This is a genomic window from Pseudoalteromonas sp. OF7H-1, assembly GCF_022347825.1.
Classification (GTDB): domain Bacteria; phylum Pseudomonadota; class Gammaproteobacteria; order Enterobacterales; family Alteromonadaceae; genus Pseudoalteromonas; species Pseudoalteromonas maricaloris.
Genome location: NZ_JAKRFX010000023.1, coordinates 68,385 through 81,275, shown reverse-complemented (window position 1 = coordinate 81,275; position 12,891 = coordinate 68,385). Strand labels below are relative to the sequence as shown.

Genomic DNA, 12,891 nt, shown 5'->3' with positions numbered 1-12,891 from the left:
ACTGCGGTAGCGTGGGTAAATCTTTAGTGACTCGCCATTTTATCCGGTCTTGTGAATAGCCGGCTTTTTGTATCAACTTATTAAGGACAGACTGGACATTGGCTTGTACAAAGATTTGGCTTTTTTCAGTTTGCTTAAGTAACTCAAGGCGAGGCTTTAAGACTACCTCTGCACCACAGGTGTGCTCAGACACAAAACCAGATTGGATATCAAACAAAGTACCAGTGAAATACGTTGATATTGCATCTGGTGACTCAATTTCAAACGTGAGCATATTGCCGACAAGTAACTCATCAGCCAGGTCAAATTGGGATTCTAGGTTCGCTTTGAGTAAAAAGCCGCTATTGATACAGGTCGTGAGTTCAAAATCGACGACTTGTACAGGATGGTTAGTACCATACACCACAATCCTTGTTTGCATTTTTTATGTCCACTGTTGTTGGTTAAAGCCGTTCCACCAATACGCAGTACTATTTCCTTAGAACACGTAATGGGCTACTTCTAATACTTTATCATGTATATAAATCAATCTACACCCAAACTTTACTCTTTTCTCTCAGGTAGGTCAGGACGGGTTACTCCACCGCCTGCTACTCCTGTTATTTTTTTAGCTATATCATTGGGTAACAATATCATGAGAATTCTCCAATTTTAATAAAAGTAACCTCTGCAAGTTATGTGATAGTACAAAGCTAATTCACTCCGAGCCATGCTCTCACATTGAGCTGCTGCGACTTGTAGAGTCACGACGAGTATAGAAGCCACGATAAGCATCAATGACTAGTGAAAATACAACCAGCACGGAAAGAATAGTGAGTATGTGCATCAAACTTGGGTACGCGTTATAGATAAACATTGGGTTAAAGTCAGTTAGCTTTCTGAACCCTCGCTCGATAAGAGACGCAGCTTGAATGAGAGCAGCACTTGCTAAAATGAGTATGTAAGTGAGCTCATTTGGTGTTAGGGAAAAGTCTTTTGCGCTTTTTTGTGCAAAGCGACTGATAAAGCTTAAATTGAACTGCGCTATATAGTTTGCAATCTGTTTGCGTTTTATGATGAGCGCCATCAAAAGCAAATTTTGCGTCGCCATTATAAAGTAAAACCATCCGCCCAACTTTAAAGCTGGTTCATACAGTGCAATGTCTAATGTGCGTGCAAATAAAATATTGACTGCTAACCATTGAACATTAGGGCTGTCTTTACTTAGAAAGACTGAAATTATCAAAACCACCCAAATCGAAATATTGATTAGGTGGTTATTTTCCATTATGACTTGATATAGCGTACTCATGATTTCTCGTTGCTAGATTTAAAGTAAGGCGTTTGTATCGCACCTTCCACTTGTTGAGGATCAACTTGACCGCCTCCACCACCAGCTACACCGCCAGAGCCTGTAATTAGTCGCAAGTACTTGTGAGAAATGATTTGTACTACAGAGGTCGCTATATTGTCTCTTCCTTGCCTAGGGTTAATTTGAGCACCATCACCGATCACACCACTAGAACCGATAATACTGCCTAAGTGTTCGTCAGGAAGTAATTGTTTTGAGATGTAATTAGGTTCTTTTTTATACACTTTGTATTCCTTATGTTAATAACATTTGTATGCATAGTGTAACAATCTTGATTGCAAATTGCGCTATTTAATCGAGGTTGGTATCGGTATCACCAAGTTCATCATTACTGCTTTTTTTTCGCTTTGGTAGTAAAGACTTGGGGTTCAATCCACAAACAATGTACATTCTAATTACTTGGTTTAAATCCGGTGTTGTCAGGCCGCTCTCCCAGTTGTAGATGGTTTGTTTTGAAACGCCCATCTTCTTTGCAAACTGAATTACAGAGTATCCTGCGGCAAACCTCAGTTGCTGTACTAAACTGCTTGCTTTAATTGTCATTTATCTTTTCCCTTAGGGTACTCCATTAATATTCTTTTACTAACAATGACAACGCTATAGTCCTGCCTGAGCCTTGTTTGTGTATTTTGTGTTAAACAAATGAAACGGTCAAGTGTGAAAATATGAAACAGTCTAAGCTTTTGGACTCATACCTTTGTAAGATCTGACACTAGAAGGAACAGTAAGGCGCTGTACTTGAAGTAACGCACACTGAAAAAGCAATGCGTTACGCACATCACGTTCCTTTTTGGCATTTTCAGCATATTAAAAAGGACAGCAACATGAGAAAACGTAAGACTGAAACGTTTGAAACAAGCATGACGCAAATTGGTGAGCCCGAGAGTTCAACTGATTTAAGCACCATGAAGCTACGCGTTGAGACTCAAGACGCAATCGAAATTACATCCTTCCGATTACTCATCTATATTTTATCTGGAAAGTGTTCTTTTTTTAGTCTCTCTGGACTGCATCAAGATACTAAGTGCCCATTATGTGCGTTAGCGTATCGCCAACGTGAGCAAAAAGGTACACAGCGAAAACTTATAGCTGACAAGCAAAACGGACAGATAAACCAACGATCCAAACCGCACAAAATGTTATGGCAGGTACAAGACTGGGGGAAATATTTAGAGTGACTTTGCGTACGTTTGACCGCCTACGCACTTTCGGCCCTCAAGTGGATCAAACCATTACTTATGCTTCGCCCTGCCATCTTTACTATTTCAACGTTATATTTTTGTTTTCCCTGAAAAAACCACCAGTTTTGCAATTGTGGCTGGAGGGATTTGGTTTTTGGCTGGTGTATTCTGTCTAGTTGGCTTTAAATTAATAAAAGAGCCAATTGCTACAAGATAATAGCCGGATTTGATAAACTCCTCCTTTTACTGATTTAGATTGTTACATGATACTCGATAAAAACTGGCGTATTCTTACCGTTGGTGACGGCGATTTAAGCTTCTCATATTCATTAGCAAAACATTTTGCTCCAGCCCATCTTACTGCCAGTGTTTACGACAGTGAAAGTGAACTTAAGCATAAATATCAAGATAATGCTTTTGATAAGCTGCATGATTTAGGAGTTACTGTAGTGACTCAATTTGATGTCACTGAGGCGTATTGTTGGCAAAAAGTGCCGCCGCATGCCTTTGATGCAGTTATTTTTCAATTTCCTCTCATTCCTGCATTTGATTCGTTTGAAAGCTTCCAAAACCAGACCTTGAGCGTTAACAGCCTCAATCGGAAATTACTGCGAGAATTCTTAATAAACGCAGCGGCTTATGCACTCGACCCAAATGGCGCTCAGCTCGGGATCATTACGTCAAAGGACGTAAAGCCCTATATTGAGTGGGATCTAGAAGGCAGCCTGATCACCGGGCTTGAGCAATATTACCTCGGCCAATCTCGATTTGAGATTTCACAATTCCCAGAGTATCAAATTCGCAATGTCGACCGTGATAAGCACGTAAAAGACACCAGTGGTATTAGCTATTACTGGTCTGTTAACCCAGCTCACGCCATAAAAGAAAAACTCAAAGTGCCTGACTACTTGGGTGATGATTACTGTGCTATTTGTAGGGCTGGCCCTTTTATCAATGACAGCGATAAGCTCGCACACTTGAACTCGAAAAAGCATAAAAATATGCAAAGACATGAAAGAGCTTGGTTTAACTACCTGAGTACACAAGAAAAATTGGAACGATAATAAAAAGAAAACATTGAAAATTAAAAGTAAACAAATCAACAAATAACCATTTCAGAAACCAAGAAAGGCATAAAATATACAAAAGTAATTGAGCCATTATTTAGACACGATTAGACTAGCCTTATATTGCCATTTTTAAGCTTGTTATTTATCTGATTGGGGTCTCAATGCCACTACTTAGCCGCGACTTTGTCATTGCGATTTTATGCCTACTTTGCGCTATGGTCACCATTCAATCCGGTGCCTCTATTGCCAAGCAGTTATTTCCGTTTGTGGGGCCAGAGGGTACCACAGCATATCGCCTTGGATTTTCAGCTCTTATTTTATGCTTGGTGTTCAAACCTTGGCGTCATTTACCAACAAACTGGCGACCACTCATCGTTTATGGCCTGTGCTTGGGCGGCATGAATATCACCTTTTACTATGCCATTGAACGTATCCCTATTGGCATTGGTGTGGCATTAGAGTTTACTGGGCCGCTCGCCGTAGCACTGTTTTCATCTAAACGGAAACGTGATTATTTGTGGGTTGCATTTGCTATTTTGGGGATCTTGCTATTGTTACCAGATCTTGGCGATGTCAATGGTTTAGACCCAGTTGGTGTTGCTTTAGCCTTGGTTGCTGGCGCTTGTTGGGCTGGATATATTCTCTACGGTAAGCGCTCAGGCAATGAAAGCTCCGGCGGGGTGACTGTGGCAATCGGCATGACGGTTGCGGCCCTTGCTATCGTGCCGTTTGGTATCGTTTCACAAGGTGCAGCCCTCCTTGATTGGTCACTGATCCCATTAGGTATCGCGATTGGTTTATTATCAAGCGCCCTGCCTTATAGCCTAGAAATGGTAGCGCTTCGAAAAATGCCTGCACAAGGGTTTAGTATTTTAATGAGTGTTGAACCTGCGGTTGCGGCGTTGGCTGGCTTTTTAATTCTTGGAGAGTTACTGACTGTTTGGCAATGGCTTGCCATTTTTATGGTAATTACCGCTTCCGTCGGCAGTTCAGTATCAAGTAAAGAGTAGGTGGCTTAAGCTTCGTATTATGGTAAATAGAGGGAGAAGATCTACTACTCCCTCTATTGTATCGATTATTGTTAGTTAACTGTCGCTTCCGTTGCGACCGAGATCATTTCATCTGTTGACGTGTCTTCAGGGATTGCTTCTTCCTTCTCAGGGAACAGATACTGTTCAAGCCACTGCTCTTGCTCCCAAAGTACATGTAAAATACTTTCTCGTGCTTTATAGCCATGGCCTTCTTCTGGCAACATCACCAGCCTAGCATTACCACCCAAGCCATTCATTGCAGCAAACATACGTTTAGATTGCATAGGGAAAGTTCCTGAGTTTGGATCTTCCTCTCCATGGATCATCAACATAGGTTCGTTGATTTTTTCCGCGTGAAAGAAAGGAGACATAGAGGCATAGACGTTTTGCGCTTCCCAGAAATTACGCGGCTCCCCCTGAAAACCAAATGGCGTCAAGGTGCGATTATAAGCCCCGCTTCGCGCAATGCCAGTGGCAAATAAATCACTATGGGCAAGTAAGTTAGCCACCATAAACGCCCCATAAGAATGCCCTGCAATCGCAATGCGCTTAGGATCTGCTATACCTTTTTCCACTAAGGTATCAACAGCTGCTTTCGCACTCGCAACCAATTGCTGCCTAAATGTATCATTAGGTTGCGTATCACCAGCCCCCACAATCGGCATCGTCGGATCATCAAAAACAGCAATACCTTTTGCTAAATACGGCATAGGTCCCCAATAGCCAATATATGGGAATTGATATGGCGATTCACGCACCTGCGAGGCAACGGCTTTATCTTTAAACTCAAGCGGATAAGCCCACATCAACACAGGTATACGACCTTTTGATGGGTCATAATCTGTAGGAAGATAAAGATTACCAGATAACTCAACGCCATCATCACGTTTGTACTTGATTTGCTCTTTTACAACGCCTTTAAATGCAGGATAAGGGTGCGCAAACTTAGTTAGCTGCTCCAAAGTATCAAACTGTAAGTCACGGACAAAAAAGTTAGGTTGCTCTTGGCGTGATTCACGCACAGTAATAAAGCGCATACCTTCATCATCTAACATTGCACGCACTCTTTCGTAATAAGGTTCGCTCGACTGCCAAATACGAGTTGAAGTATTGGTTTTTACGTCAAAACGATCTAAAAACGGAATGTTGCCTTTCGCTGATGCACCGTTGCCCGTTAGAAACAAATACCGGCCTCCAACTAGCTTCAACACTCTTGAACCTAAATCACTATTTTCATATACAAAATTGCCAGGATCTTTGTATGCATCATTATAACTGCGCTCTGAAAACACCACGCGATTTTGCTCTGGATTGCGCGGAGAAAATACAGAAGAGCGGACACTGCGATCGGCAAAGCGCCATTCATTCAAAATCGCAACATTGTTATCAGCCCACTCAACACTCGAAAAACGACGCTCTACTTTTGCGAAAAGTTCAGGTTCCTTTTTGAATGGCGAACTAATCGTGTAAAGGTGGTCATGATAGTCAACCTCCACACTCATATCCCCACCATCTTGCGCTTCGGCCCATATTAGCGTCGCGCCATGGTCGTCACGCCATTGGATCTTGCGAGGGCCTTCTCTTACGCTATCAAAGCCCGCTGGCAGTGCGTCGGCTAGTGGTTGTCTTGCCACTTCAAATAAAGGATAGCCGCGCATTCCCCACACCTGCCATACCGCAGGAAAACGGCTGTAAGGCACTTGGAATGAGAAAGGATCGGCCATCATACCGACCACTAGATTGGTAGAGTCTGGCGAAACAGAGAAATGTTTAAGATAGGTTGGGTTACCAATTTGCTGCGCACTGGCATTAAGATTTAGCTTAATTAACTGCCCCTCAGAATAGAACTTAAATAGCTGAATATCATAGGGACTAGACAACAAATTCTGATAAGTACGAGTGGATGCTTTTTTGCCTGATGTAGTTTGTACGATTGGTGTTAGACTAGATTTATCTTTTGCGCTTGGCTGTTTGCCATGATTAATAGCAATATTTGCGATAATCGCAGTACTGTCTGGCAACCACTGATATGGCGTTGAAGTCACCACGCCATTTAAAGTTGATTGAGTGAGCTGTTTAAGGTTGCGCTGCTCAATATCGTAAGCCCAAAGCGTAGCACTATTTTCTTGTTCAAGAATAAACGCGAGATAGCGGCTATCTGCACTCCAGCTTGGCGACTTGATCTTGCCTTTAGGTAGACCTGTCACCTTAATTAAGGCACCGGTTGCGACATGTTTAAACTCAATAGAGCTATATTGGCGACTGGAGGTTCTCATATAGGTTTGCGGGTTGAACTTTATCCCCGCAAGCGCTTGCTCTGGCTGCCCAAGCTCTTCGAGCGTGAGCACCCTATTGCGCTGCAACAAGGCTAACCAATTGCCGTTCGCACTCAATTTAGAGGTTGGGATCAATGGTGCATCAACAAGCTTTGCCAGCTCTGGTGAAGGTGTCATGTAGCCTTGCTCTTGTGCACATACCGTATATGATACGGTAGTCATTAATATGATAAATGTGATTTGTTTTAATAATTTCACTGTATTTACCTATCTTCGGCGTTTAACGGATGATCATATAACGATTATCGGGAAATGTGCAGAGATTTGCGATTTAATGCGATGAAAACTTGATGTACACTTAGTCACTTAACCAGCCATAATTGATACGAATTAGCATGAACAACGATAAAAAACTCGCTAAGGTTACCATTTTCGATGTTGCCGAAGAGGCACAAGTTTCTAAATCAACAGTATCCCTTGTCCTAACGCATAGCGATAAAGTCAGCGATAAAAGCAAAGAAAAAGTATTAAAAGCCATCGAAAAGCTGGGCTATGTTTATAATCGCGACGCCGCAGCGCTACGTAGTAAAAAGTCTAATCTTGTTGCGGTTGTTATCAACGACTTAACTAACCCGTACTCTGCTCAGCTTGCTGTCGGATTAGAAAAGCATATTTATGCATTAGGTATGGTACCTATGCTGGTCAATACAGGCGAAGACTTCAATCGCCAGCGCCAAGTCGTTAATACTCTTAAAGAATACAATGTTTGTGCCTTTGTTATGGTGCCCGCACCAAGTACTCCACGAGAGTGGCTTGACCAATTGGCTGACTCTGGATTTCCAGTTATTACCATTATGCGTGAAGTGGCCTTTGCAAAAGCCCCTTGTATTCTACCTGACAATAAAAAAGGGACTCACCTAGCAACGACTCACCTCATTGAGCAAGGCATAAAAAACATTGCTTTTTTGGGTGGTACTCCCGAAATTTCAGATTACCATGAACGACTGTCTGGTTTCCAAAGCGCTCTAAAGCTCAATGGTTTAAATGAAGCGCAACCTGCGATCGCAGCTCCAACCAACCGCCAAGGGGGCCGAGAAGCGTTTAATACCCTCATCGCTGACCATAAAGAGATAAAAGCTATCGTTTGCTTTAGTGACGTTATTGCATACGGTGCAATTGAAGCCATGCGCGAACACGGACTGGTACCTGGTGAAGACATCAAAGTTGTCGGTTTTGATGACTTGCAAGACTCCCAGCTGATGAAACCCGCATTAACGAGCGTCAGAATTGATGCCGACGACATCGGTAAGCGGACATGCCATACACTGTCCGAAATTTTAAACAAATCGCAACCTGCCGTTAGAACCTTGGTGGATGTTTCATTGCAGATCAGAGAATCATCGTAACTCTTAGCATTTAGCAATAAAAATGTAGCGCCGAGACCTGTTTATAAAAAATGCAAATATTTGCGGCCAAAACTATAGACATTACTGAGAATCTGGATAGAATTCGCAGCAATCTTGGCCGCCAAATTTACCTATGCAAATAGTCTGTTGCGAATATCAAATTCGTGTGCAAAAACATAACTAAAATCTAGTAAAAGCAATGATATGTATCTTACTAGCAGCGCGTACCCATGATGAGCTCAGTTTGATTTTTTTAATTTCAAACACCATACTTTTTTAACATTTTCGCCAATTCACTGCATTCAGTAGAATTGGTATTACATATTTAAGGTTCTCTTTCGTTGAATAACGCAACCTTTACAGAGAAACGCCGCTTTATTGTGAAGTTAGGCAAAATGCTTCACAAATACGGTACCCCTGCCTATCGACTCGAAGCACACTTAATGGAAGTAGCCACACACTTAGGGTTAAAGTCTTCCTTTGTCATGTCTCCGACGTCCGTCACTTTTGTGATTTGGACCGAAGGTCATGAAGAAGAATATACCCATGTGGCACGTGTTGACCCTGGCGACCATGATTTAGGTTCATTGGCAGATACGGATGACGTTGCAACACGCGTGTTATCTGGTGAGCTTTCAATCCAAGAAGCCGAACAATGCCTTGAAGCCATTTTGCACGCTAAGCCTCCATATAATAAGTTAATGACGGGTCTTGCATTTGCAACTTCAGGCGGTGCGTTTGCAATGCTGATGGGGACTAGCTGGAATGACGTATGGTGGTCGGCGCTATTATCGCTTGTGGTTTACTTATTCGTGCTTTGGGCGAGTATTTCCAAACGTGTAACACATATGCTTGAGCCTTTGGTCGCCATCGTATCAGCGGTTGCTGCTTGTGCCGTGTCTGTGTACATTGACCCACAGATCAACATCCGTTTGGTGGTGCTTTCGGCCATTATCGTGTTTATACCTGGCTTGGCGCTGGCGCTTGGGTTTGCTGAATTATCGGCTCGTCACTTAGTATCAGGTACCGCAAGAGTCATGGACTCTATTATGTTGCTCTTTAAGCTCTACTTCGGTGCATTTTTGGGGATCAGTTTAGGGTTTGCGTTTTTTGGCCAAGTTGATTTTATACAACCATCACCATTACCACGTTGGACGGCTTGGCTTGCAGTGCTATTGCTTTGTAGCAGCCTAGTGATTATCTTTAGAACAAAGTTACGCCATGCAAGTTGGTCACTCGCATCTGGCTTTATCGCCTACGCAGCCAGTATCAGTTCTGCTGTTTACTTTGATTATGCGCTTGGTACTTTTGTGGGTGCATTTGCAGTGGGAGTTTTTAGTAATATCTTTAACCGTGTGGTAAATGCCCCTGCGTCCATTGTCGCAATGCAAGGTTTGATTGTGTTGGTCCCTGGTTCTAAAACCTATATTGGACTTAATTCATTGATCGAAGGCCAAAGCTTTGTTCACGCAGATCATATCGGCCAACAAACCTTTTTAATATTTATGTCTCTTATCGCTGGCCTTATCTTCTCAAACGTTGTGCTGCCACCTAAAAAGAGTCTATAACATTCGAAAAGAACTGGAAAGGCGACTTTCCAGTTCTTTGTAGTTGTGAATGTTAACAAAAAACAAAGTGAAATCACTCCAGTAAACTTAACTTAAACCGCAAACTACCGAGAAAATATTATTTTATATCCATATATTTCAATAAAATAAGAAAAACAAAAGTTAAAAACCTCCAAATTCATAACTATTCATTTCAATTCAAGATTTAACAAACCCCGCTGGTGTTTAATCTGTCTCGTGGTCAATCACAAGTAAGCACTCAAGGGGAATTTATGTTTCGCAATAATAAGAAAAAACTGGCTGTATTAATCAGCCAATCTTTGCTCGGCTCGGTACTTTTTGCACCGGGTCTAGCACTCGCTGAAGAAAACAACAATCAAGAAGCAGCTAAAAATGGTGAAGTTGAAGTTATTCAAGTCAGAGGGATCCGTGGCAGCGTTGTGCAATCACTCAATACAAAAAGATACTCTGACGCCATTGTTGATGCAGTAACCGCCGAGGACATTGGCAAATTTCCAGATCAAAACGTTGCCGAATCACTACAACGAATTACCGGTGTTTCAATCACGCGTAGTTTTGGTGAAGGTGAACGCGTTAGCATTCGAGGCACAGGTGAAAGCCAAAACCGGACCTTATTAAATGGTCAAGCTGTTGGCTCAGCGGATTGGTGGACCAACTCAGCGGCGAGCCGTGGTTTTAACTATACCATGTTACCCTCTGAAATCATTTCTGGGCTTGAAGTTTACAAATCACCAGAAGCCGATATTGACGAAGGATCTATTGGTGGAACCGTGATTGTTAGAACACGTAAGCCGCTTGATTTAGAAGCAAATAAAATTGCAGGTTCAATTATCGCACAGCACAGCGAAGTGTCAGGTGAAACCGACCCACAACTTTCCGCGATGTACAACTTTAAGACCGATGATGAATCTTTTGGCGCCTTAATTTCTGTCGTGCGCCAGGAACGTAACTTGCGCCGCGATGGTATTGAAGCATGGTCTTGGACCTATCGTGATATCACACTTGAAGATGGTACCGTCGTCGACAATGTCTACAGCCCGGGTGGTGGCGGCTCAGCCATGTTCTCACAGCAGCGCGTACGCACAGGTATAAATCTCGCCTTGCAATATCGTCCAAATGAAAATATGGACATTGTATTCAATGCGTTAGACTCTACGCTTGAAGCCGATAATGAAAACCAAAACTTCCTTTGGTTACCCGGTTACGGCGGCTCACAATACACTGACATTACCGTTATCGACCATCCCGTAGTTGGCAAGATGGCCGTCGGCGGCACACTTGGCTTATCGCCAGATGGTAATAACATTCTGGATGAGACCAAAGTACGTAACTCTGAGCTCAAAACCAAATCGTACGACTTAAAAGTTGAACATCAAGGGCAACTTTGGGAATCTTCGTATCACTTAGGTTACACAGAAGGTTCAGGTGGCTCACAAGCGGATCGATCCGTTGGTTGGGAAGGCAACTATGTTCACAGCTTTGATGCGTCACAAGAGGAAGACGTAAAAACCAGTTATGCCGCCGCTCCAAACGATGGTGATAAATGGAATTTAGGTTTTTTACGCTATGACAGCAATGATGCGAAAGATGATGAAACTTACTTTCAAGCCGATTTTAAACGCCCAATTGACGTCGCTATCTTTAACCAGATCAAGGTAGGCTTTAAATATCGTGATCACAGTCGTTTTAATACCAAACACACAACGGATAATCGTACCGACTTAAACTGGAGTCTGGCTGATTACTCTAAAGCCATGCCTTCTGATTACCTTTCAGGCGTAGGCTCATCGGGCACAACGCGCAGCTATGCAATCACCGATTCAGACAAAATACGCCAAGAAGGTGATGCGCTGGGTTGGAATTACCGAGTATTGAAAGCCAGTACTTTCGATATCAATGAAAAAATTACCGCAGGCTATATTAAAGCGAATCTGGACGCAGATGGTCTACGCGGTAATTTAGGTGTAAGACTTGTAAATACCAAACAAACCTCATCCGCGTTTGCTGGTGAGTCAGGTGCTGAGGTATGGACAACGGAAGAAAAGGACTACTTCGACATTCTTCCAAGCATTAACTTGGCAATTGACTTAGATGACGATTTATTAATGCGTTTTTCTGCGGCACGAGTTATGTCTCGTCCAGATTACGCCGATATGACAGCATCAACCTCATACAACCTAGAAACACAAACCGGCACTGGCGGTAATCCTGACATAGACCCATATCGAGCGACGCAGTTTGATACCGGTATCGAGTGGTACTTTAGCGACGCAGGTCTTTTTTCTGCGGTATTTTTCTACAAAGATATTCAGTCGTTTATCGAGAGCCAACCGGCACTCGAAATACATGAAGGTAAAGAGGTTCTGATCAGTCGTCCTGTAAATGGTAAAGCGGGACGTATTCAAGGTCTAGAAGTGGGTTATCAACAAGAATTATACGAGGGTTTTGGCGTTGCAGCTAACTATACCTATGTAGATGGTGAAGCCAAAGACGATGAAGGTAACGACATCACTATCCCAGGCAACTCTGAGCATACCGTTAACTTGAGTTCTTATTATGAAAACGAATTCATTAGTGCCCGTATCTCATACAACTTCAGAACAGGGTATGATACAGGTCGAGACTGGCCAGGATACATTGACGATTATGGTCAAGTAGATGCCAACCTTACCTATAACTACAACGAGAATGTGGCATTTATTCTTGAGGCCATCAACTTGACGGATGAACATACATTTAGCTATCAGGAAAAGGGAGTTGAGCAGGCACTAACGGGTGTCTATGCCGATGGAAGGCGCTTTAGCGCGGGGGTTAGATTTAACTTCTAACACCGAATAGCGAATGAAACTTTTACCACTAAATCTGGTCTTATTAGTCGTAAAGGAATAGTTTCATGACTCGAATTAAGTCGCTTCCAAGCTAACACAGGTTCGACTTAGTAAACTCCCTGCCCGGAGTTCCAAAAAGCTGATAGCGTTTGCTATCAG

The 12,891-nt window shown here is 42.7% G+C and carries 11 protein-coding genes; 6 read left to right on the top strand and 5 right to left on the bottom strand.

Annotated features, from left to right (window positions below; all coding sequences use genetic code 11):
- The 4 genes from MHN30_RS21620 to MHN30_RS21605 form a co-directional block, all read right to left on the bottom strand.
- A partial coding sequence (locus MHN30_RS21620) for a contractile injection system protein, VgrG/Pvc8 family (RefSeq protein WP_239361103.1) occupies positions 1-421 on the bottom strand: 421 nt, incomplete at its 3' end.
- Positions 422-715: 294 nt separating this feature from the next.
- On the bottom strand, positions 716-1,291 hold the full coding sequence (locus tag MHN30_RS21615) for a hypothetical protein (RefSeq protein WP_130165972.1): 576 nt from the start codon (positions 1,289-1,291) through the stop codon (positions 716-718).
- A complete protein-coding gene (locus MHN30_RS21610; RefSeq protein WP_039491200.1) occupies positions 1,288-1,575 on the bottom strand; it encodes a hypothetical protein in 288 nt (95 codons plus the stop codon). The genes MHN30_RS21615 and MHN30_RS21610 overlap by 4 nt, the downstream gene beginning before the upstream one ends.
- Positions 1,576-1,642: 67 nt before the next feature.
- The gene (locus MHN30_RS21605) at positions 1,643-1,894 is read right to left on the bottom strand and encodes a helix-turn-helix transcriptional regulator (RefSeq protein WP_045962041.1); all 252 of its coding nucleotides are present in this window, start codon (positions 1,892-1,894) and stop codon (positions 1,643-1,645) included.
- 281 nt (positions 1,895-2,175) lie between these two features.
- Between MHN30_RS21605 and MHN30_RS21600 the strand changes: the two genes are divergently transcribed.
- From MHN30_RS21600 to MHN30_RS21590, 3 genes are all read left to right on the top strand, one after another.
- Entirely contained in the window at positions 2,176-2,529 is a 354-nt protein-coding gene (locus tag MHN30_RS21600; RefSeq protein ID WP_130165971.1) for a hypothetical protein, read from the top strand.
- Between the two features lie 266 nt (positions 2,530-2,795).
- A complete protein-coding gene (locus MHN30_RS21595) occupies positions 2,796-3,596 on the top strand; it encodes a Rossmann-like fold-containing protein (RefSeq protein WP_239361100.1) in 801 nt (266 codons plus the stop codon).
- Positions 3,597-3,763: 167 nt separating this feature from the next.
- Complete coding sequence (locus MHN30_RS21590; RefSeq protein ID WP_069021792.1) at positions 3,764-4,612, top strand: DMT family transporter; 849 nt, start codon at positions 3,764-3,766, stop codon at positions 4,610-4,612.
- Positions 4,613-4,683: 71 nt separating this feature from the next.
- Here MHN30_RS21590 and MHN30_RS21585 read toward each other — a convergent pair whose 3' ends face one another.
- Complete coding sequence (locus MHN30_RS21585; RefSeq protein WP_239361098.1) at positions 4,684-7,167, bottom strand: prolyl oligopeptidase family serine peptidase; 2,484 nt, start codon at positions 7,165-7,167, stop codon at positions 4,684-4,686.
- A gap of 137 nt (positions 7,168-7,304) precedes the next feature.
- On the opposite strand from MHN30_RS21585, the gene MHN30_RS21580 reads away from it, so the two are divergent.
- From MHN30_RS21580 to MHN30_RS21570, 3 genes are all read left to right on the top strand, one after another.
- Positions 7,305-8,315: a LacI family DNA-binding transcriptional regulator gene (locus tag MHN30_RS21580; RefSeq protein ID WP_045989296.1), complete on the top strand. Its 1,011-nt coding sequence runs from the start codon at positions 7,305-7,307 to the stop codon at positions 8,313-8,315.
- Positions 8,316-8,656: 341 nt separating this feature from the next.
- Positions 8,657-9,883 (top strand): threonine/serine exporter family protein, encoded by a 1,227-nt coding sequence (locus MHN30_RS21575; protein ID WP_082083451.1) that lies wholly within the window; start codon positions 8,657-8,659, stop codon positions 9,881-9,883.
- Positions 9,884-10,155: 272 nt separating this feature from the next.
- Positions 10,156-12,732, top strand: a complete 2,577-nt coding sequence (locus MHN30_RS21570; protein ID WP_239361096.1) for a TonB-dependent receptor — start codon at positions 10,156-10,158, stop codon at positions 12,730-12,732.
- Positions 12,733-12,891 lie beyond the last annotated feature (159 nt).